The sequence below is a fragment of the Sporomusa sp. 246TCP1 genome (assembly GCF_057319775.1).
Genome location: NZ_CM170492.1, coordinates 5,474,953 through 5,496,679, shown reverse-complemented (window position 1 = coordinate 5,496,679; position 21,727 = coordinate 5,474,953). Strand labels below are relative to the sequence as shown.

19 protein-coding genes, 1 pseudogene and 1 riboswitch are annotated in these 21,727 nt (G+C 41.7%); of the genes and pseudogenes, 3 read left to right on the top strand and 17 right to left on the bottom strand.

Annotated elements, in window-relative coordinates; genetic code table 11:
• The first annotated feature begins 111 nt into the window (after nt 1–111).
• Nucleotides 112–1,896, top strand: a complete 1,785-nt coding sequence (locus tag AC1ECB_RS25915) for a sensor histidine kinase (protein WP_485666488.1) — start codon at nt 112–114, stop codon at nt 1,894–1,896.
• A gap of 117 nt (nt 1,897–2,013) precedes the next feature.
• On the opposite strand, the gene ablB is transcribed toward AC1ECB_RS25915, so the two are convergent.
• The 8 genes from ablB to AC1ECB_RS25875 form a co-directional block, all read right to left on the bottom strand.
• Entirely contained in the window at nt 2,014–2,910 is an 897-nt protein-coding gene (gene ablB / locus AC1ECB_RS25910) for a putative beta-lysine N-acetyltransferase (RefSeq protein ID WP_485666487.1), read from the bottom strand.
• A complete protein-coding gene (gene kamA / locus AC1ECB_RS25905; protein ID WP_485666486.1) occupies nt 2,910–4,205 on the bottom strand; it encodes a lysine 2,3-aminomutase in 1,296 nt (431 codons plus the stop codon). Before kamA ends, ablB begins: the two co-directional genes overlap by 1 nt.
• Nucleotides 4,206–4,340: 135 nt before the next feature.
• Nucleotides 4,341–5,066: an amino acid ABC transporter ATP-binding protein gene (locus tag AC1ECB_RS25900; protein ID WP_485666485.1), complete on the bottom strand. Its 726-nt coding sequence runs from the start codon at nt 5,064–5,066 to the stop codon at nt 4,341–4,343.
• A gap of 33 nt (nt 5,067–5,099) precedes the next feature.
• On the bottom strand, nt 5,100–5,777 hold the full coding sequence (locus tag AC1ECB_RS25895) for an amino acid ABC transporter permease (protein ID WP_485666484.1): 678 nt from the start codon (nt 5,775–5,777) through the stop codon (nt 5,100–5,102).
• An 82-nt stretch (nt 5,778–5,859) separates the two neighbouring features.
• On the bottom strand, nt 5,860–6,636 hold the full coding sequence (locus AC1ECB_RS25890) for an ABC transporter substrate-binding protein (protein WP_485666483.1): 777 nt from the start codon (nt 6,634–6,636) through the stop codon (nt 5,860–5,862).
• A gap of 534 nt (nt 6,637–7,170) precedes the next feature.
• The gene (locus AC1ECB_RS25885) at nt 7,171–7,671 is read right to left on the bottom strand and encodes a hypothetical protein (RefSeq protein WP_485665601.1); all 501 of its coding nucleotides are present in this window, start codon (nt 7,669–7,671) and stop codon (nt 7,171–7,173) included.
• 8 nt (nt 7,672–7,679) lie between these two features.
• Nucleotides 7,680–9,170 carry a hemagglutinin repeat-containing protein gene (locus AC1ECB_RS25880; protein ID WP_485669408.1) on the bottom strand — a complete coding sequence of 497 codons (1,491 nt, stop codon included), beginning with the start codon at nt 9,168–9,170 and terminating at the stop codon, nt 7,680–7,682.
• 157 nt (nt 9,171–9,327) lie between these two features.
• Nucleotides 9,328–9,474, bottom strand: a complete 147-nt coding sequence (locus tag AC1ECB_RS25875; RefSeq protein WP_485666482.1) for a hypothetical protein — start codon at nt 9,472–9,474, stop codon at nt 9,328–9,330.
• A gap of 609 nt (nt 9,475–10,083) precedes the next feature.
• Here AC1ECB_RS25875 and AC1ECB_RS25870 point away from each other — a divergent pair.
• Both AC1ECB_RS25870 and AC1ECB_RS25865 read left to right on the top strand, forming a co-directional pair.
• The gene (locus tag AC1ECB_RS25870) at nt 10,084–10,956 is read left to right on the top strand and encodes a tyrosine-type recombinase/integrase (protein ID WP_485666481.1); all 873 of its coding nucleotides are present in this window, start codon (nt 10,084–10,086) and stop codon (nt 10,954–10,956) included.
• A pseudogene (locus AC1ECB_RS25865) lies at nt 10,953–12,104 on the top strand (IS91 family transposase). Before AC1ECB_RS25870 ends, AC1ECB_RS25865 begins: the two are co-directional and overlap by 4 nt.
• A gap of 354 nt (nt 12,105–12,458) precedes the next feature.
• Here AC1ECB_RS25865 and AC1ECB_RS25860 read toward each other — a convergent pair.
• From AC1ECB_RS25860 to yabN, 9 genes are all read right to left on the bottom strand, one after another.
• Nucleotides 12,459–13,637: a CaiB/BaiF CoA transferase family protein gene (locus AC1ECB_RS25860; RefSeq protein WP_485666480.1), complete on the bottom strand. Its 1,179-nt coding sequence runs from the start codon at nt 13,635–13,637 to the stop codon at nt 12,459–12,461.
• 21 nt (nt 13,638–13,658) lie between these two features.
• Nucleotides 13,659–14,060, bottom strand: coding sequence for a sulfite exporter TauE/SafE family protein (locus AC1ECB_RS25855; RefSeq protein WP_485666479.1), 402 nt, complete (start codon nt 14,058–14,060; stop codon nt 13,659–13,661).
• Nucleotides 14,057–14,416: a TSUP family transporter gene (locus tag AC1ECB_RS25850; protein WP_485666478.1), complete on the bottom strand. Its 360-nt coding sequence runs from the start codon at nt 14,414–14,416 to the stop codon at nt 14,057–14,059. The genes AC1ECB_RS25855 and AC1ECB_RS25850 overlap by 4 nt, the downstream gene beginning before the upstream one ends.
• Nucleotides 14,417–14,497: 81 nt before the next feature.
• Nucleotides 14,498–16,531, bottom strand: coding sequence for a methyl-accepting chemotaxis protein (locus AC1ECB_RS25845; RefSeq protein WP_485666477.1), 2,034 nt, complete (start codon nt 16,529–16,531; stop codon nt 14,498–14,500).
• A 371-nt stretch (nt 16,532–16,902) separates the two neighbouring features.
• Nucleotides 16,903–16,990, bottom strand: a riboswitch (cyclic di-GMP riboswitch).
• A 404-nt stretch (nt 16,991–17,394) separates the two neighbouring features.
• On the bottom strand, nt 17,395–18,051 hold the full coding sequence (phoU, locus tag AC1ECB_RS25840; RefSeq protein WP_485666476.1) for a phosphate signaling complex protein PhoU: 657 nt from the start codon (nt 18,049–18,051) through the stop codon (nt 17,395–17,397).
• Nucleotides 18,052–18,067: 16 nt separating this feature from the next.
• The gene (gene pstB, locus AC1ECB_RS25835) at nt 18,068–18,853 is read right to left on the bottom strand and encodes a phosphate ABC transporter ATP-binding protein PstB (RefSeq protein ID WP_485666475.1); all 786 of its coding nucleotides are present in this window, start codon (nt 18,851–18,853) and stop codon (nt 18,068–18,070) included.
• A gap of 248 nt (nt 18,854–19,101) precedes the next feature.
• Entirely contained in the window at nt 19,102–19,803 is a 702-nt protein-coding gene (locus AC1ECB_RS25830) for a response regulator (RefSeq protein WP_485666474.1), read from the bottom strand.
• An 83-nt stretch (nt 19,804–19,886) separates the two neighbouring features.
• Nucleotides 19,887–20,162, bottom strand: a complete 276-nt coding sequence (locus AC1ECB_RS25825; protein WP_021168602.1) for an HU family DNA-binding protein — start codon at nt 20,160–20,162, stop codon at nt 19,887–19,889.
• Nucleotides 20,163–20,256: 94 nt separating this feature from the next.
• On the bottom strand, nt 20,257–21,726 hold the full coding sequence (gene yabN / locus AC1ECB_RS25820; protein ID WP_485666473.1) for a bifunctional methyltransferase/pyrophosphohydrolase YabN: 1,470 nt from the start codon (nt 21,724–21,726) through the stop codon (nt 20,257–20,259).
• Nucleotide 21,727 lies beyond the last annotated feature (1 nt).

Below are 21,727 nucleotides of genomic sequence, written 5' to 3'. Positions count from 1 at the left end.
CATGTTATTGTGTTAAGGAAATGTTAAGGGAATGTTAAAGAAAAACAAGTTGGTTTCCAGACACCAAGTACGGTATGATGGTACTATATGTTGTAAGGAGGTATTTCATACATGCTTACCCGCAACCTTCGCAACCGGCTGGTTGTATCCTTTTTAGCGCTCATTCTCTTTACATTGGTAGCGCTTGGCAGCTATATATTATGGTTTTTTTACCAACATAATATTGCCAGTCTCGATTCCGCCATGCTTAACCAGGCTAAAATCATTGAAGAGTTAATCTACCGGGATATGTCCGGCCCGATCCAAAAAGGGCAAATTGATGAAAAGATTAAGGAGCTCAGCTCCCGTATTGACCTGCGAGTCACAGTTGTTGATACCACCGGTGTTGTCATTGCCGACTCTCAGCAAAATCCAGCACTCATGGAAAACCACCTGGACCGGTCTGAGATAGCTGCAGCACTTATCGGCAACAATGGCTACAGCATTCGGACAAGCACTACCCAGGACAAGTCCTTGCTCTATGTGTCCACACCTGTTTTTTTCCATGATGAAATTACCGGGGTTGTCCGGGTGGCCATGCCCCTTGATCATGTGGATGCAGGCTACTACAAGATATTATCGGCTCTCCTTGTGGCCAGCTGCCTAACCTTCCTGGTAGCTATTGCCTTTAGTTTAGCCTTGGCCTATAAATACACCCGCCCACTCGAAAAAATCATTAATACTGCCAATGAAATCGCGCAAGGTCAACTGAGTAGACGGGTATTTATCAAGACAGGAGATGAGCTGGAAATCTTAGCTCATGCCCTCAACAACCTAACCTCCAGTCTGGAAGACAAAGTCAATGACATCATTGCCCAAAAGCATAAGCTGGAACTCATTCTCCAAAATATGGGTGATGCCGTTATCCTGCTAGACCGATTTGGCAAGGTAACAACCGCCAATAAAACAGCAATAACAACTTTCGCTATAACCGAGCAAATGATGGGCCAGCACAATATTCAGGTTATTGGCAATAGCCTGCTTGACCAGGCAATCCAAGCTACTCTGCAGCTGCAAGAAAACAAGCTTATTGACCTAAAGACAAATATTCACGGCCGAAAGCGGGTATTTCAGGTATTCCTAGCTCCCATCATCAGTACTGAGAATGATTCTACCGGCATATTAACGGTTTTTCATGATATAACAACCCTTCAGGAAATCCATGACCGCCAGGCTGATTTTGTTTCCAACGCTTCACATGAACTAGCTACGCCGCTTACTGCCATCAAAGGCTTTGCTGAAACCCTGCTTGACGGTGCACTGGCGCAGCCTGAACTAGGGGAGAAATTTGTCCGCATTATCTACAACGAATCTGACCGTATGCATCGCCTTATCCAGGATTTACTCCAGTTAGCCCGACTAAATGCCCAGGAATACCGCGAACAAATCAAGTTAGAACCAATTGATATTATCGCCGTGTTGACTGCGGTCAAGCAGGATATGGCTCCGCGTTGGCAACAGAAAAACCAAACAGTTACCCTAGAATACAGTCAAGCATCCCTTACTGCGTTGGCTCATCCCGACTGGTTCAAACAAGTTATTGTCAATTTACTCGAAAACAGCATTAAGTATACTCCGGCAACAGGAAAAATTCTCCTTACCTGCTGGTCTAAAAATAATCAGGTACACATTGCTGTCCAAGATTCAGGCATTGGTATCCCGGCTAAAGACCTGCCTCTGATCTTTGACCGGTTTTACCGGGTAGACAAAGCCCGCACCCGTTCGGCTGGCGGCACCGGCCTTGGTTTGGCTATTGTAAAGTTTATTGTCGAGATGCTAGGCGGCCACATTACAGTTCAAAGCAAGATTGATGTGGGAACAACCTTTACGATAACTCTCCCAGGTACTGAAAAGTGATTTAATGCTAGCCATGATGTGCGCCCTTGTCCCCATATTTTCATTTACCCATTACTGTTAGAGAATGTAAGGAAAACCTAGTACAGCAACTTTCGCCTTTCGCTGTACTAGGTTTTCCTACTCAACCCTCTTTGACCAGAGATTCATATCTTCGATTTTTCCGCAGATACTGCAATTATTAACAAAACGACCGTAGTAGCTATATCCATTACGAGCAAATACCAAATTAATGCCCACAGATTCTGCCCTCGCTATCGTATATAAGGTTATGAGCTGAAGTTTTTTGGCTTCCTTCTCAAGAGCAACAACAAGGTGAGACATTAGACCTTGCCCCTCATACTGCCGTAGTGTTGCACAATCAGTAAGTTCTGCACTTTTGGTGTTATAATCAATATCAATAGAAGCCACACTAACAATTTCTTTGTGATGGACAACCAGTTTAAAAACCGAATTGGTTTCAAGTAGTTTCTGCAAATAATCAGCATTATTTAGTGGTGTAGGATAGGTAGCAAAAACAATGTTAAATAACCGCGTAAGTGCCGGAATGTCATTTAGGGCAGCCGACCGTATCTCATATTCATCAGGAAGCGACTTCAAATTAGGTCGCGCGGCGCGAACTTGTTTTACTATGTCTTCCTCTATATCCCATTGCAATGAGATTCGCCTTTTATTTTCCATAAACTTAGCTATGTGAAAACCCGGCAATCCCGCAAAAAATGTGGGATGTAACGCTTCCAGTACGAAGCCGCGCACAAACAACTTTTCCCAATCGAATTCCTGAGCGACCATAATAATTTTAGATAAACTGTTTGCATCAGCGACATACTCTACATAATTGACAAAATCATCGTAATTTGAACAGCTATATTTTTTTATTTTTAGTCTATGATTAATCGTATCTATAAACATATCAACTGAAAACATATTGTCTTTTTTATGATAATGGTATCCTTGTGATTTTGAAACAATGCTAACTGCATCGCCTGGTTCTACTTTAATGTTGCATAACGTCATTAACTTTCACCTTGATTTATGTTGTTAAAATTTTTCCGGCGTTTCTCGCGGTTATTATCCTTGGGAATCAGACTTAGTTTTTTGTCGCCAAACAGTTTACCTAGTCCTGTTTTTGGTTTTTTCTCCCGGTATTCTTCGCAAATCTTACACTCTTTACATTCACTGTTCCTGTCGAGTGGCTCGGTATATGTGCATATTATCCCTTCATAGTTGCGAAGTATAACCTTCTGGTCTGACATAGACAGCAAATATTGAGGACCTACCGGTATCTTTCCGCCACCGCCAGGAGCATCTACCACATATGTTGGCACAGCATAACCAGACGTATGTCCTCTTAATAGTTCCATAATTTCAATTCCTTTTGCAACAGAGGTTCGAAAATGGTCAAGTCCTGTTGACAGATCGCATTGATATAAATAATACGGGCGTACTCTCATCTTAACTAACAAGTGCATCAATTTTTTTATTATATAGTGGCAATCATTCACGCCTTTTAACAACACCGATTGATTCCCCAAAGGAATGCCTGCATCAACAATTCTCTCACATGCGGCAATGGCTTCCGGCGTTACCTCTTTCGGGTGATTAAAATGCGTATTTATCCATACCGGATGATACTTTCTAAGCATATTGCATAATTCCGGCGTAATACGTTGCGGAAGTACAACTGGCGTACGTGTTCCAAAACGAATAATTTCCACATGAGGAATTTTACGAAGCTGCTGGAGCAGATATTCAATTATATCATCGTTTAGCAGTAACGCATCTCCTCCTGAAATTAGCACGTCACGTATAACCGGCGTTTTTGCAATATATGCAATAGCCGCATCCAATTCATGCTGAGCACGCGGCTGGTCGGTTGTTCCGGCAATACGTCTTCTGGTGCAATGACGGCAATACATTGCACATTGATTGGTAACTAGAAATAATACGCGGTCAGGATAGCGATGAGTGAGACCAGGCGTAGGTGAATCCAGATCTTCATAAAGAGGGTCTTCTAAATCACAGGAAGCTTCATCCAGCTCCCAAGTCACCGGAATTGCTTGCTTTCTAATAGGACAATCGGGGTCGTGGGGATCCATCAAGGAAGCGTAGTAGGGTGTAATCGCCATTTTTAAAGTGTTTAAGCAATTCTTTATACCTTGTTCTTCGTCTGGGGTTAGATTGACTATGGCTTTCAAATCCTCCAAAGAAGTAATTCGGTTTTTTATCTGCCATCGCCAATCATTCCAATTTGCTTTACTAACATTTGGCCAAGCGGCAACGTTTTTATCATGATACTCTATTTTATTCACCTCTCATCAATATTTAGCACATTACTGTTATATATATCTGGTAATTACTGCGCTGTTATAGATATTTTTTAGCAAGACAAGATTTCTATCCATTTTTTTAACTCAATTCTTATCCCATATCGTCCCAAATGAAATTCAATGCTGAAGCTGGCCTAGAAATGCCTGTAATCTCTCGGTTTTAGGATTTTCGAATATCTCTTGTGGCTGTCCGGCTTCAGTAATAACGCCCTCGTGCAGAAAAATAACTCTATCTGCCACTTCGCGGGCAAACCCCATTTCGTGCGTGACTATAATCATAGTCATGCCTTCGTCTGCCATGTCTCGCATTACCTTTAAAACCTCTCCTACCAGTTCCGGATCAAGAGCAGAAGTAGGTTCGTCAAATAAAATTACTTGAGGCTCCATGGCCAACGCTCTAGCAATGGCAACTCGTTGCATCTGCCCACCGGATAAACGGGCGGGGTACTGTTCCGCCTTATCAAGGAGGCCCACCTTATCAATCAATCGCAATGCTTGTTCGTAGGTTTCCCTTTTATCGGCTCTTTTTACGGTTAAGGGGCCCTCCATCACATTTTCAACTACAGTCAGATGGGGAAACAAGTGAAACCGTTGAAACACCATACCAACCTTACATCTAATGCGATTTATTTCTTCTTCTGTACCCTTAATCATCTCACCGTCAATCCATATCTGACCATCGTTTTTTTTCTCTAAAAAATTAATACACCTAAGCAACGTGCTTTTTCCAGAGCCACTGGAACCAAGGATACAAACGACCTCCCCCTTATTCACTTCCATATCAATTCCCTTAAGAACCTCATAGTTCTTAAAATATTTGTGCAGATTTTTAACCTGTATCAATGATTCTCCCTCCTTGCTATCTCAGCATAGCCATTAGTCATAAACCTTTAATCGTTTTTCAAGCTGATTAAGTAATCTTTCTAACACAATTGTGATGAGTAAGTAATAACACCCCGCTATAAAAAATATGGGGAAAACATTATACGTCGCGGCTACAAATTGACGGGATAGCATTAACGTTTCAGAAATTGTTATCGCGCTGGCAAGCGACGAGTCTTTGACACCAATAATAAATTGGTTTCCTAATGCAGGTACTGATCGTTTAAAAGCCTGGGGCAAAATAACTCTCTTTAACACCTCCCATTTTGTCATTCCCAATGCCCGGCCCGCTTCAAGCTGCCCGTGCTCAATCGACTCAATTGCACCCCGAAAAATTTCACTAATATACGCCCCGTTGTGAAAAGCAAGCCCTATAACAGCAGAAGTAAAACTGTTAAATTTAAGTCCCACCTGTGGCAATCCATAAAATATGAATATAAGTTGTAACAGAAGTGGAGTACCTCTTACAACAGTAACATACAGCTTGCTAATAATTTCTAAAGGTTTTATATGGGAAAGCTTAAATATAGCTGTAATTAATCCAAATCCTGTGCCAAGAACAATGGACCAGCAGGATAATTTGAGTGTCATAAGGACACCGGGTATAAACTTTGGGGCAAAATGGATTACTGTTACAAAAAATTGGGATACATTATTCATAAAATCAATCAATTACATCAAACCCGCTTTCTCCTGTATTACCCATCATTATTACTATTGCTTAGAATAACCAAATACCCCATTTATCCATAAACTACAGGATATTACGTCCAAACCATTTGTTACTGATTTTTTCGTAGGTACCATCTTCCTTGATTTCTTTCAACGCCTTATTGACTGCAGCTAATAACTCCTTATCTTCTTGTCGAATAGCAATCGCAATCGTTTCTTTATACAGAGGCTCACCAATCGGTTCAATTGCAACATTGTAACGTTTTGCGCTATAGAGTCCGACTAGCTTGGCTGTAATAAGACCATCCGCCCTGCCTATCTCTACACTCTTGATATTGTCAACATCACTGTCAAACTGAAGAATTTCCTTGATATTTTTCATATTACTTAGATGCGTTTGAAAGGTAGTTCCAGTAACAACACCTACTTTGCCATCTTTAAGCTCCGAAATGTCCTTAAGTTTCGAACCCTCTTTCGCGAAAAACTGGGCTCCGTCTATATAGTACGGGTCAGTAAAACTTATTTTTTTCTGTCGTTCCTCTGTTATGGCCATACTCCCGATAATCATGTCAAATCGTTTGCCTGTCAAACCACTAATTATACCATCCCATGCCGTTGTAATCGGCTTAGCCTTTACGCCCAATTTCTGTGCAATAGCGTGGGCAATATCAATATCAAAGCCTGCCAGTTCTCCGTTTTCGTCAATAAAGTTGAACGGCGGATATGCGCCTGTCATCGCAAATGTCATCTCTTTAGTTTCTTCAATTTTTTGAAAAGTTGTTTTGGCTGAAGAACTACAGCCCGCTACCGCAATCACCATTATTCCTAGTAACAATCCCATAAACATTCTTCTTAACAAAAATTACCCCTCCTTTATCATTTAAACTAACAACTTCATTTTATATTATAAGTTGTTATTAGTCAAGGGTAATTTTACAAAATTTAACTTTTAGTATTAAATGCGATGTTTGGTTCTATCTAAAAAATATGAGTCGAGGAAGAACGAAATCGCTCACGCGATGGCTTATTTACAGTTCGGCCTGGATAATATAAAATTGTAATGTACACATTTATAATCATGAGAAAATGTCGAAATAAGTCGAAAAAGATTAAAATTCCATAGCTGGGCAGCCAGCGACTTCATTCTTCTGAGGCAATCAAAAATTTTGCGCGTAGATAGTTTTGTGGCTCAACTGGCAGCTGGGAGCTGTTAGTTGAGCCTTTTTGCGCGCAAAACTTCCGATTGAGGCCTTAATAACCGTCCCCTTGTATCTTTCTGTGCTTGGCACTATCAACCCGCACTTGGAATTTTCACCCGTTAGACTGCGCCCGTGCCGGGCGCACCAAAGAGAGGTCGGCGGATTTTACGTCCGCTGACCTCTCTTTATGAAAACTACTCCTTATCAAAGACAATTAAATGTTCACTATTTTGACCATTAAACTCTATAAATCTCCAGAATTCATCTTCAAGAGAATCGTTAGGAAATAATTCCAATTTAACTTTTGAGTCAAAATTAATGTATAACCCACCTATTTCATCAGCAGATACTTCCGTAACAATCACTTTTGATTCTAGAGCCTTTTTAAATTCATCTATTTTTTCATCAAATCTATTAGCCCCAATTTTATCCCATTCGAAAACATTATCGTCACTCATACCTGTCTTTGGTAGATAAAAATCGCCGGATGCTACTATTATTTTACTTTCCTTTCTTAACCTCCATGCACATTGAACATTTAAAGCGTAGGTACTTTTAATTTTTTCATTACCATTTCTATCCTTGACGGCAATATTTTTACCAAAACAAAGCCATAGAAGATTTCCCGCTCTCCCTATACTAAGAAATGGTTGACCCAAAAGCATCTTCATTCTTTCTTCTATTTTCCTCTTCATAGAACACCTCATAAGTTTCCTTCTTTTATAGCTTCCGCGATTTCCTCAATTTCTTTATAAGTATAATTTTGCCCTGTTATTTCATCATGTAGCTTTCGTTTCTGCTCTTTGTTTAAACCATGTTTATTCGCAGCATCCCTTGCCTGCTTATTTTGAGCCTGATTATTGCCTGGCGTTCCATCACCAGCCCAAAGAACCAAATCATCCCATGCACTGCTTGCCTCATTAGCTATCCATGTTCCAGTATCAGAAGCCCATGTTGCTATGGCTTGACCAGCCACAACTAATTGCTTCTGTCCGTTTATTATCTGGACAGTAACACATGCTAGAAAGAATGTAGTTCCATTAATGAGTACCTCATGCACTCCATCATGGTTATTTTTCGTCTCACTAACTGAGACACTACCGCCAATTTGTGCATCGCCACCAGCTACTTTTGCAGCAGCACTACCAACAATATAGCTAGCCAGTTGTCGTAAATTAGGATCTTGAATCTTTAATAACTCATTTGCAAGAAGTTCATTAACTCCAGCACTTGCTGCACCTGAAGCAAAACTACCACCAGCAAGTTTAGAAACCAAACCACCAAGTACAGTATATATTGTAGTTTTCTCTGGTCCACCATCTAACCAGCCATTTTTTATCGCTAATGTACCTAACTCATTAAATGCTACTTCACTAAATACATTGGCTAATTCTTTCTGCTCTTGAACTGTCTTCTTATCGAATATCTTGCCTAAAGCATTTAGTGCTCCACTGGGATCACGACTGAGTCCGTTAATATTTGTATTTGGATTGCTACGAACTTCAATAGTTCCAGGAGAAATAGCTGATTTCGTAGTACTATCCGCATCTCCGCTGGCAAGCATACCAATATTCGGTGTCAACCTGATTCTTCCGTTACTGCCGATTCCAATATTTACTCCCATACTATTTGAATTATACTCTGCCTTATTCTCAATATCCGAGTACGTCAATGTATCCGTACTAATCTTATTCTTATCCGGCGTAGCCTCGCTGCTAATGACCGCACCCTTCAGGTCGGTGTTCTTTCCAACATAAATAGCAAAGCCACCTTGTCCAGCGTAAATACCTGCCTGATCAATGACACTGCTGTAGTCAGAGTTGGTTTTGCCTGTACTGACAGAACCTTGGGTGGTACTATCCTTACCAATACCAATGCTAATACCACCATTTTGATTCTTCGCTGTGTAGTTAGCGGTGTCCTGCTGGCTGGCTATGTTGAGGTTGCCGCTAACAGCGGCCAATACGTTTTTGCCTTTGACCTGGGAGCCGAGAATGTTGGCATCTTTACCAGATTTTAGAATCGCGGTATTGTTGGCAATGATTACGCTTTCGGTATATGTGCTGATTTCTTCATTTTCTTTTCCTTTGCTGGAACTTCCACCGATGCTTGCTCCGCTAACATTACCTGATGGTGAAACAGAAACTCCTACAGATGTTGAACTTGATTTGTTGTTGGTGTTAGTTTTCTCTATGTTTTGGGCTGATCCGATATTTAGGTCTTTCTTTGCATCTAGTTTTACATTGGTTTGCGTTTATGCTTGTAGCATCGAGGTTGACATCCTCAGGGGGTGTCAAGGGGACGGGATTATGGACACAAGGTTGTCTATAATCCCGTCCCCTTGACAATCCTTATCCGCTTTTTTCTTTATACCGTTGCAGTGCCTCAAGAAATTGCAGACAATCTTCTTCGTTTTCGAAAATTGTCTGCCGGTTTATTCCTCTCATAATTATATGGTATATTCCGCTTCTACTCTTCTTTCTTGCTGTTCTTGGCATGCTTTCACCCCCATCCTTATCTTATTTCTTTCTCTTATTCTTGTCAATAACCCCGTCCCCTTGACACTTTACTAATGTGTAGCATGCCAAGATCTTTGACCCCGGGGTGCCGAACTTAGCTCGCCATTATCGCTAAGCTCAGTATTGTCTTCTGCTGGTTCGAAGGCATCGACCTTTCCATTTGGGGGATTTCGGGGCTCTACATCTTCAACTTTCGCTTTCGGCCTACTACCTTTCTTGCCTACGCTTAGACCTGGCGTTACCGCTTCAGTCCCAAGGCTAGATACTGAGTGGCTGGCTAAGCCTTCTCAGGCGGGACTCCCACCCGCTATACTCTGTGCGCTTCTTGGCGCACAGAAGAACGAAATCGCTCACGCGATGGTCCTGATAGTCCCCCGTAAATAAAAATTTCATGAAAAATGTAAAAAGTACGCCCTTTTGTGGTATTGTTTAATCGCCAAACCAAACAAACCAGAAAGGAGAAACGTACTTTTTACTTTATGATTATACCATGTCCTAAGACTGAAATACATACGTTTTTTAACACAGCAAGAGCTCCTCCTGATGCCATGAATTGGCTTCACAAAACCCAAAAAATCAGGAGGTAGTATGTCTATGCAACAATATAAACAAGAGATTGAACTATACTTTGAACTTAAAGGAACTCCGGAATCTTCACGAGAATCCTATTTGCGAAGAATCTTTGCCTTCATCAATTATATGCAAAATCAACACAAATGCATGGAAAACGTTACAGATAGTGATATCCAACAATATGTCCTCTATCTCAAAAAGGAAAAGGGTCTGTCAGCTGGATCCATTAATTGTTACATTTCCGCTGTGAAATTCTTTCATACCTGTATCATAGGTAAAGAGTGGAACCCCTTAAAAATTCCCCGGATGAAAAGAATACGTAAATTTCCAGTCATCCCACCTAAACAAGATGTACTGGCAATATTAAATAAAGCTGCGAATCTAAAGCATAAAGCTATTTTAGCATTACTATACGGTAGTGGCCTCAGGGTCAGCGAAGTAGCTAAATTGAAGATTTGTGATATTTGTAGTAAAAGTATGCGCGTACGGGTAGAAAACGCCAAACATAATACAAATCGATACACCATCTTATCAGAACTGGCCCTTGATGTATTGCGAAAATACTTCCGGGCATATTTTTCAAGCTACCAAATGGACGATTGGTTGTTTCCAGGACAACACAAAGGTGAGCACATTAACGTTAAGTCCATCAAAAATACCATCATTAAGCTGCGCAACCAGTTGCAAATGGACCAGAATATTTCTGCCCATACGCTTCGGCACTGTTTTGCTACACATACATTAGAAGATGGGGTCGATCCCGTGTTTATCCAGCAAATGCTGGGGCATAAAAATCTTCAGACTACAATGACGTACCTGCATATGACATCGAAAAGCCTTATGGGCATTAAGAGTCCTCTTGATACTGGAAACAGCAACCCCAAATGACTACTGTACAGGATGTTTTCCTTAAGTTTTATCCCCAGTATGAACAAAGCTATGCTCCATATATACAACAAGCCAAAGCCGTTAGTGACATCATGCGCTGCAGGACAGCAGCTTTAAGGTGGTCATACGTTTGAATGCGAAGAATGTGGCCATATAGTTGTTCGTTACAATTCATGCCGGAATCGGCACTGCCCTTTGTGTCAGGGTATTAATAAGGCAGTTTGGGTAGACGCAAGAAGCAAAGATATCCTCACTGCCCCTTACTTCCATGTTGTGTTTACCTTACCATCACAGCTTCAGCCATTGGTTTATCAAAACCAGGAATTGCTTTATGGCTTGTTGTATAAAGCGGTAGCCCAAACCTTGGCGGAACTTTCCCAAGATACCAAATATCTTGGTGCACAGATCGGCTTTTTTCCTTGCTGCATACCTGGGGACAAGATTTGCACTATCATCCGCACATCCATACTGTGGTATTGGCAGGTGGACTAACCAAAAACAATCAATGGCGAAACAGCAGCAAGAAGTTCTTCATTCCAGTAAAGGTGTTAGCTAAAAAGTTTCGAGGTAAATTTCTTCACCACATCAAGCAATACTACCGCCAAAACTTGCTGATGTTTTATGGAGATGCCCAGAAATATCAACAGCCAAAATGTTTCCGGGATTTACTCAAACAGTGTTATGCCAAAAACTGGTACATTTACTCTAAAAAGACTTTTTCCGGACCACTCGCTGTTGTCCGATATTTGGGGAGGTACACGCACCGGATAGCCTTATCCAATACGCGCATTGTCGCCATGGATGAACATACGGTGACAATTACCGTAAGAGACTCTAACGACAACAACCAGACAAAAACGCTAACGCTCAGTGGCGTTGAATTCATCCGGCGATTTTTACTGCATGTACTTCCCAAAGGTTTTGTCAAAATCAGGCATTATGGACTCCTTGCCAACCGAAACAAAAAGACCAAGCTGGAACTAAGCAGAAAACTAACGTTAAGTCCAACCTACAAACCAAAATTTGAAGGTCTTACAACTGTTGAGATTCTATGCATTCTTGTAGGCCGGGATGTAACGAGGTGTCCTGTATGTGGAAAAGGTAAATTACAGGCAAGCTATTCGTTACCCAAAGAGGCATCGCCTTAATAGTTGCAAAAATTGAATAGATACTGCCAAGACCCGTTTGTGGGGAGGGGGAAGGTATGTCCAATCAAGACAAATGAAGCCCAATTTATTACAAATCAGCAAAGTAAAGCACAAAAAAATGTACGAAAACAGAAAAAATTAACGATCAAAAACCAAGAGAAAAAGATTGAAATTCCATAGCTGGGCAGCCCGCGACTTCATTCTTCTGAGGCAATCAAAAATTTTGCGCGTAGATAGTTTTGTGGCTCAACTGGCAGCCGGGAGCTGTTAATTGAGCCTTTTTGCGCGCAAAACTTCCGATTGATACCTTCAAGAACCATCCCTCGACTCATATCACTATGTTTTCTTCTAAATTTAAATTATTCGCTTTTCTCGCAGCTCATATATTTTCTGAGTATCCAATCCTAAAAAATGATGGAGAATTTTGTCCGTATGCTCTCCTAATAATGGTGAAGCATCACGGATACACCCAGGAGATTCAGACATTTTAATGGGAATGCCCGCCAGTTTCACCTTGCCAGCAACCGAGTGGTTAACTTCAACAATCATTTTTCTAGCCAATACCTGTGGATCTTCTACTACCTTATCAATGGTATTGATTATGCCACAGGGAATACCCACCGCCTCCAGTAGCTTTATCCATTCTTCGGAGGTCTTAGTTATGAAAACTGGGTCCAACAGCTGCTTGAGTTCATCGCGGTTTTGAGTTCTTAAATTATTAGATAAAAAACGTTCGTCAGCTAGTAATTGCGGGTAGTCAAGCAACAAGCAGAATTTCTCCCAGGTTTTTTCGTTGCCAGCAGCGACGATCACATAGCCGTCTTGTGTCTTGAACGATTCCAGCGGAGTAACTGTCGGATGCCGGTTGCCAATCGGTTTTTGCACCACACCAGTAGCAAAATATTTACCGATATGTGAATCCATGACCGCTACCTGACAATCAAGCATTGATACATCTACCATCTGTCCTTTACCTGTTTGCTGGCGGTGATACAAAGCCAAAAGTATTCCATTAACAATATACAGTCCAGGCAGGATATCACCAAACGGAATACCCACCCGTGTGGGTTCACCAGTTTCCTGACCGGTTACACTCATAATACCGCCAATTCCCTGAACCGTTATATCATAAGCTGATTTATTCCGGTATGGGCCAGTCTGGCCAAAACCCGAGCAGGCTGCATAAATGAGCTTTGGATTAATTTTTTTAAGTGTTTCATAGCCCAGGCCAAATTTCTCCATCACTCCCGGACGGTAATTTTCAATAAGCACATCTACTTGTTGAACCATTTCCTTTAGCATAGCTTGTCCCTGAGGATTCTTCAGATTAAGGGTCATCGACTGCTTACCCCGATTGAGTCCCATAAAATAGCGGCTCTCTGTACCGATAAAAGGACCATAGCTTCGCGCATCATCGCCCCCGGGGGGCTCAACTTTAATAATCGTAGCGCCGAAGTCTGCTAACATCGAAGTTGCAAATGGTCCAGCCAACACCCGCGTCAAATCTAATACAACAATATTCTTTAATGGCATTTTCTCCTCCTACTGTTCGAATTATTTTGCATCGTCCATTAGTTCCACTGCATTACCCTTCACCGTGAATCGTTTAGAGACATCGCGATACATTTTATACCCAAGCAAAGCAAGAACTGCCCCAAATATTTTTTTCAGCATAAAAGCTGAGATGTATTGAACACAACTGGCTCCGAAGATAGCACCACCTAAAGAGCCTACGGCCAGTAGCCCTGCCATTCGATAGTCAACAAAGCCTTTGCGGTGATAAGTAATCAATCCTGATAGAACAGTGGGAATAATGAGCAGCAATGATATTCCCTGGGCTGAGTGCTGTGACACACCAAAGCCAAGAACGAGAGCAGGTACTATAATGATTCCACCGCCAATACCCATTAAGCCGCTGAGGAAGCCCATGACCAAGCCCAATAAAAACAGTATCATCCAATCACCATCCATATTCCAACTATGATCAGTGCGCCAGAGAGATATTTTTTCAAGGTAACTGCTGGTAACCGGCATGCTAATGTTGAACCCAGGTATGCACCGACAATACAGCCAACCGCGATTTTTGCTGCAAGCATCATATCCAAAAATCCCTGGTGCTGATACAGCAAACTTCCCACAATTGCCGTCGGAAAGATCACAGCTAATGAAGTTGCATTGGCAACATGCTGCTCCACCTTCCAGCAGGTCACCATGATTGCTAACAACACTACGCCTCCGCCTAGTCCCAGAAAACCGCTCCACAAGCCGCCGACAAAGCCGATTGCAAGAATCGCAACAAGATTTCTTGGCAAATCCCATCCCCCTCTGTAACATTAAAACGTTATACTGGCGAAATTCACATTATTTACAAACACCCATACTAACCTTAGCTTTTAGACTCGAAATTTATTAATAAGCATTTTTAGTTCTTCGGCTATGTCGGCTATATTTCTACTTAATGCAGAAATTTCCTCTGTTGAGGCGGATTGCTCTTCTGACGTTGCGGCAACTTCCCCGGTTGCATCTGCTGTCCCCTCAACAACTTCAGCAATAGTTGCAACGGCCTCCTGAACGTTTATCGAATATTTTTCAAGGATTTCCAAATGACTCTGCAAACTACTAATATTTCTTTCTGACTGCACAATTGCATCGGTCGCCTTTTTAATGACTTCCCCAACAGTGTCAAAATTACTTACCTGCAAATCAACCTGCGCCATACTGTCTTCCATAATACGAACCGTAGCATCTGTTTCAGATTGGATATCTTGTACAAGGTTACTTATTTGCGTTGCCGCATGGGCTGATTGTTCGGCCAATTTCCGAACTTCTTCTGCTACTACACCAAAGCCTCTGCCATGCTCTCCTGCCCTTGCTGCCTCAATGGCCGCATTGAGGGACAATAGGTTGGTCTGTCCCGCGATACCAGTAATAATGTCCACTATACTGCTGATTTCGTGTGACCTTCGGCCCAAATTTTGCATTGATCCAGTTGCAGATTTAACAATATCTTGTAAACAAGTCAGCTGATCAGTTGCTGCTTGCAACGATTTTACTCCTTCATTAGTAGCCTGTGAAGTCCCTGTGGCATACTCCAGTGTTGCAACTGCTTCTGCAAGGCCGGCATGAACATGTTCTTTAGTAGCTTCCACTTTCTCTCGAATTTCAATAATTTGTTTATTCTGTTGTGTGGCCCCTTCAGCTATTTGAGTTATAGTTATAGCAATCTTATTGGCTGTCTCGCCATTTTGGTTTGCTCCTTCCGCCATATTGCACGAGATATCAGCCATTTGGCTTGTTGAATCTTTTATTTTAAAAATTAGCGCATATAGATTGTTCCGCATATCAGCAAACCCATTGACCAACTGACCAATTTCATCATGCGAAACAATCGTCCTTTTACGTTCTCTTAAATCACCATTTGCTAATAGCAAGCATTCATCCCTAATTAATGCTATGGGATTAGCAATACGACGACTAATTATTATAACAAATATGCTTGCCACCACCAGGCAAACAATTGATACTGACAACATTGCCCACATTAACGCATTGACTTCGTGTAGTGCCTCTTCTTTCGGGGCATTCACCACCATGAACCAGCGGTTCCCGCTTGTTAGATTAATTGGAGTTATTATACCAATGACGTTAACCCCCTCCTCGGAAATGTATTCCCCTCGTACCTGGTTTCCGGAAGAGGCGGCTTTATTAAATAAATTCACTAAATTATTATCTAGTTCTGTTACTTTTAAATTTAAATCTGGATTAATAGTCTTACTGCTAAGAGTTAATTTCCCTTCAACATCCTTATTGTGAGGATTTACAATAATAGTACCTGTCGAATCAAGAATATACCCATATCCCGAATCCTGAAATTTAAGTTCTTTCACCAGTTCAGCAAGACTGTCCATAGCCATAGACCCCGTAAGCACACCGGTTATTTGTCCCTGATTGAGAACAGGAACGGCAACATTAATGCCCACTTTCCCAGTGGTTCTGCTGACTATCACATCTGAAACAACCGGCTTAGAGGTTGCTATTGTTTTTTTAAAATATTCCCTGTCACCAGCTTCAACTTTGCTGCCATCTGGACGTAATCCTGAACCACTGGGATAAAGGTATATTATATTTGCTAAGCCCTCTAAATGTTTAGAACAATCATTCAAGTTTTTTACAAGTGTCTGTTCATCAACAGGATTGTATATCGGGCTAATGCTTGAAAATGATTCCAATTGAACTTTTGCACCATTGATATGACTTTCAATACGATGAGAGTAATCAGCTCCTATTGACATAGCAGTATCTTCCACGCTCTGGCTTAAAGCCTGCCGGGATAAAAAGTAACCTGTTCCAGACAATATGGCAAAAGATACTATAACGAATGGCAAAAAAATTAAAAGTAGTTTTACTTTAATACTGGTAACCTTCATCTTATAATCATACCCCTCAATCCACTCAAAGCACAAATCGGAATGAAACCGTTGTCTTTAAGATTATTTTGTTTTACTACTAAATTACAGGCAACCACAAATTACATGTCAATAAGCACGTTGGTTTCTTATAACTACGCATTTTTATATAATACATCCCCCCTTTCAGCAGCACATATCTATGCCACTAGAGTACAAAAGACTTCAATACAAATTAATTCATTCACCTTTCATCACATTTTTTCAATTTCTTTTATGCTTTTCTACGTCTGCGACTCACTCGTATCGCTATTTTTGTATTTCATATTGTCCCTACAAAAACAAAACCAGACTTCGCTTTAGTCTGGTTTAAAACATTTTAGTTAAACTAAAACGGCAACCTGGCAATCATAGTACCCGTGGTACAATAGACCCATGGCTTTGCGTCCTTACCTTTCGATAAGTTTGCAACTATGGGAGTCAAAGAAACGATTCTTTGACTCATTTTATTCTTTGAACTATATTTTTACCATGCCCATAGATCTACTATTTAGCGCAAAAGTTTTTATAAATTCCATGATAAAATCTGATGGTTGTTATCAAATCATAACAAAAATTACTATTTTTATATCTAGTGTCATATTTTACATAAATATTAATACATAAACAAACATATGTCAACAAAATAAATGAACTATTTAGTTTTTATCGGTTTATAATTCCCAATGATAATTACCCCAAAAAATGCATCCCTTTTGTGCTTTTCTATCCTAATATGATTCCATACATAAAAAAGGCGAGATTACTTCGCGTTGTTCGCAATGACATCCCTGGTCATTGCAAGCGCCAGCGTAGCAATCTCGCCTGTTCTATTTGCCTACATTCTATTTTTTCCGCCGCCGCTGCCCTGTTACCAAATACACTGTCCATTCTGCAATATTAGTGGCATGGTCAGCAATTCGTTCCAGATAGCGGGCAACAAAGATGAGCTGTGTGGCCTGGCTAATAGTTGTGGGGTCTTCCATCATATAGGTCAACAGTTCTCTAAATACCTGATTATAGATATTATCAACCTCATCATCGTTTAAACACACCTGTTCAGCCAGCGTAATATCAAGAGTAGTATAGGCTTCCAGAGAATCCTTAAGCATTTTTTGCGACATTTGCGCCATACGGGGAATATCAACCAGCGGTTTAATCAAGGATTGCTTATTCATGGCCAACGCTATTTTGGCGATATCATAGGCATGGTCACCCATTCGTTCCAAATCGGTAGTAATCTTAAGGCCAGTGCCGATAATCCGCAAATCGCGGGCCAAGGGCTGCTGTCTGGCGATCAGTACCATGCACTTATCTTCAATATCAATTTCCATCTGGTCAATTTCATCATCATAATCCATAACCTTCTGAGCCAGTTCGTTGTCCTGTTGAGCCAACGAAATCACGGCTTCATCTATTGCTTGGTCTACCGCCTTGCCCATATTTAGTAAGGCCTGACGCAGATCCGCCAGTTCCTGATCATAACTATGTCTTGTTACCATTTTGCAATCCCTCCTTTTACCCAAAGCGTCCAGTAATATAATCTTCCGTTCGCTTATCCTGTGGGCGCGTAAAAATATTGTCAGTTTTATCTTGCTCTACCAAATCGCCATTTAAGAAAAAACCGGTATAATCAGATACCCGAGCCGCCTGTTGCATGTTATGCGTAACCATGACAATCGTATATTGTGATTTCAGCTCAGTTACTAATTCTTCAATCTTCATCGTCGATATCGGGTCAAGCGCAGAGCAGGGCTCATCCATTAACAGTACCTCAGGTTCAACGGCTAGCAAACGCGCAATACAAAGCCGTTGCTGCTGACCACCAGATAATCCCATTGCGGAGGAATGCAACCGGTCTTTAACCTCATCCCAAAGTGCCGATCCAGTCAGACTCTTCTCGACAATTTCATTCAACAATGCGCGGTTGGATTGTCCATGAATACGCGGTCCGTAGGCAATATTGTCATAAATGGACATTGGAAATGGATTGGGGCGCTGAAAGACCATGCCCACCCGTTTTCGCAGCATAACTGTGTCAATTTTGGGGTGATATATATTCTCGTCGTCAAGCAATACCTCGCCCTCGATTTTTACACTTTCAATCAAATCATTCATACGGTTAAGTGTTTTGAGAAAGGTCGATTTACCACAGCCCGAAGGGCCGATTAACGCCAACACACTGTTTTCCGCAATATCAATTGAGATCTTTTTTAGGGCCAGAACATCACCATAATACAGCTTCAACTTATTTACCTGGATTTTATATTTCATAAGCCAGTTTTGCCTCCTGTCGTTTCTCATATGCAATATAACATAAAAATAGGCGGCTGAATGTTAACATCTTGTTAACATTCGTTTAAATTTATACCCCTAAAGAAAAAAAGACGAAATTACCTCACCTACGTCTGCAATGACGCAGTGGAACCCAATCCATCGTCATTGCGAGCGCAGTGTGGCAATTTCGCCCCTCATACTATTACAATGTGTTAACGAGTTTTTCAGCCTTTTTTTACTATAAAATATATGCAACTAACGCGTTCTACCAAGACTTAGTTCTCTGACAAATCCTTAAACCGATACCCAACGCCGCGTACGGTTTCAATGGCCTCAACAACTTCATTCTCTTGGCCCAATTTTACCCTTAAATGCCGCACATGTACATCGACAGTTCTGGTATCACCAAAATATTCGTAGCCCCATACCTTTTCAAGCAGTTGTTCTCTGGTAAATACTTTGCCGGTGTTTGTTGCAAACAACTTGAGCATTTCATATTCTTTGGGAGTAAGCTCCAGCTTGAGCGTCCCCAAATAGGCCTCATAACGACTAAAATTAAGTCTAAGCTTACCCAGAACCAATTCGCCACCGACTGCGCTTTCTTTGTTGCTGCGCCTGAGGACAGCTTTAATTCTGGCCAAGAGTTCGCGCGGGCTAAAGGGCTTGGTGATGTAATCATCTGCCCCTAGTTCAAGCCCAATTACTTTATCGATTTCTTCACTTTTAGCGGTAAGCATAATAATAGGAATGGCGGCTGTTTCCCGGGAGTTTTTCACAATGCGGCATACTTCAAGACCATCCATGCCTGGCAGCATCAGGTCAAGCACAATAAGCTCCGGCTTTTCGGCTTTAGCCATAGTTACAGCCGCCTGCCCATCACCAGCCTCAATGGTCTTATAGCCTGACTTCTCCAAAGTAAACTTTATAAGTTCACGGATATTAATTTCATCATCTACTATCAAAATCTTACCTGTCATAAATGATGTCTCTCCTCATTCGTGGATAAAGCAAAAACCAGGTTCAAGAAACCTGGTTTATTGTAGTCTTGTCCACTTTAGCTTTACGCGTTTACAGTATCTTTTAATCCCTTACCTGCTTTGAATACTGGGTTTTTGGAAGCTGGAATAGTAATCTCGTTGCCAGTTTGTGGATTACGTCCTTTACGTTCCTCGCGAGTCTTCACTTCAAAAGTGCCAAATCCAATAATTTGCACTTTATCATCATTGGCTAGGGCCTCTTCAATAGCGGCGAATACAGAATTAATAGCTTTCTCGGCATCCTTTTGAGTCATATCAGCTTTTTGGGCTACTGCTTTAACCAGGTCAGTTTTATTCACAATCGTGTCCCCCTAACGTAAATCGATTACGATTAGCTTTATTCGCTACGTAATTTTTTATTCCTGCTATGATTAAAAAAAATGGCAAAAAAACTCATCCAGCGCTCTCTTTTCTCTTGGCTTCTTCCCACAACACATCAAGATCAGCCAAAATCGTGTTTTCCCAGGCTATCCCCTGCTCTTTGAGCTTAGTCTCAATATAATTAAACCGCCGCCTGAATTTGTTATTTGTGCGGTTAAGTGCGGTCTCTGGATCAATACCCATAAACCGGGCCAAATTGACAACAGCAAATAGCACATCACCTAATTCGTCTTCTGTCTTCTGAGCACGCTCAGCTTCAGGCAGCGCCGCGGCCTCTTTTAATTCGTCCAGTTCTTCTGCTATCTTGTCCCATACCGGACCAATATCATCCCAGTCAAAACCAACCTTAGCCGCTTTGGCTTGCAGTTTGTAAGCCGCCATAAGGGTAGGCAGGCCGATAGGAATACCATCAAGCACCCCTATCCTTTCGCCAGCCTTTTCCCGTTTCTTGATCTGGTCCCAATTAACAACAACTTCAGCCGCATCCCGCACGGTTATTTTCCCAAACACATGTGGATGGCGACGCACCATTTTCTCGGTAACTGTATCCACCACATCCTGCATGGTAAAACCGCCGCTCTCTTCGGCCAAACGCGCATGGAATACAATCTGGAGCAATAAATCGCCAAGTTCTTCACATAACTTAACACCGTCAGCCAGATCAATGGCTTCCAGTACTTCATAGACCTCTTCCACAATATAACGGCGCAGACTGAGATGTGTCTGTTCAATATCCCAGACACATCCACCAGGCGAACGCAGGCGGGCCATAACATCCACCACCGGATCAAGCGAAAATAGTTTACTGCACGCCGGACGATGCGGTACATATACACTAGTAAGATGATCAATGCCAGCAAGCCGGTCAAGTTCAAACAACATTACCTTGGTTATCTGTTCTTCCGGCAAACCCAGATGACGGACAACAGTAACCTGGTATTCGTCTCCCAAATAATCCATTAGTGCTAACTTAGCATCTGACGCTACCTGGCGGCTATATACCTGGGTAATAATCAAACCAGTCACAAGATCAGGTGGCAAAAGCCCCAAATCAGCCGCATCCACAATGGTTACACCAGTGATTGGGTCTACACCCAGTCTTGTATACAATATCTCTAAAAAACTCATGGCCGGAATAATAGCAAGGCTTACCCCGGCTTCTCCGGCCTGTGCACTAATTAACTCTACCGTCTTTTCCGCTACCAACGGACTGCCGGGAACAGCATATACAATATCCTGTCCTTGCTTTGCTTTTTCAATCACAGCAGCAGCAATTTGCTGATACAGAGTGGCAAAGTCTTCGGTCTGCTCATACAAGTAGTCAAAACTGGAAAAGCTAACCCCGCTCGTTTTAAGCGTATCTACACAGGGATGCTTGGCCGTACGTAACAATAGCGTTCTGTTCCCGTTCAATAGTTCCCATGTTTCCAGTGTTATGTGCTTAAAGCTGCCAGGACCAAGTCCGACAATAGTGATTCCCATA

What these genes read in the sequence shown, in the direction of transcription:
- AC1ECB_RS25915 (WP_485666488.1), top strand. Translation starts at nt 112, where the DNA reads ATGCTTACCCGCAACCTTCGCAACCGGCTGGTTGTATCCTTTTTAGCG.
- ablB (WP_485666487.1), bottom strand. Translation starts at nt 2,910, where the DNA reads ATGACGTTATGCAACATTAAAGTAGAACCAGGCGATGCAGTTAGCATT.
- AC1ECB_RS25885 (WP_485665601.1), bottom strand. Translation starts at nt 7,671, where the DNA reads ATGAAGAGGAAAATAGAAGAAAGAATGAAGATGCTTTTGGGTCAACCA.
- AC1ECB_RS25875 (WP_485666482.1), bottom strand. Translation starts at nt 9,474, where the DNA reads ATGCCAAGAACAGCAAGAAAGAAGAGTAGAAGCGGAATATACCATATA.
- AC1ECB_RS25870 (WP_485666481.1), top strand. Translation starts at nt 10,084, where the DNA reads ATGTCTATGCAACAATATAAACAAGAGATTGAACTATACTTTGAACTT.
- AC1ECB_RS25860 (WP_485666480.1), bottom strand. Translation starts at nt 13,637, where the DNA reads ATGCCATTAAAGAATATTGTTGTATTAGATTTGACGCGGGTGTTGGCT.
- AC1ECB_RS25855 (WP_485666479.1), bottom strand. Translation starts at nt 14,060, where the DNA reads ATGATACTGTTTTTATTGGGCTTGGTCATGGGCTTCCTCAGCGGCTTA.
- AC1ECB_RS25845 (WP_485666477.1), bottom strand. Translation starts at nt 16,531, where the DNA reads ATGAAGGTTACCAGTATTAAAGTAAAACTACTTTTAATTTTTTTGCCA.
- phoU (WP_485666476.1), bottom strand. Translation starts at nt 18,051, where the DNA reads ATGGTAACAAGACATAGTTATGATCAGGAACTGGCGGATCTGCGTCAG.
- pstB (WP_485666475.1), bottom strand. Translation starts at nt 18,853, where the DNA reads ATGAGAAACGACAGGAGGCAAAACTGGCTTATGAAATATAAAATCCAG.
- AC1ECB_RS25830 (WP_485666474.1), bottom strand. Translation starts at nt 19,803, where the DNA reads ATGACAGGTAAGATTTTGATAGTAGATGATGAAATTAATATCCGTGAA.
- yabN (WP_485666473.1), bottom strand. Translation starts at nt 21,726, where the DNA reads ATGGGAATCACTATTGTCGGACTTGGTCCTGGCAGCTTTAAGCACATA.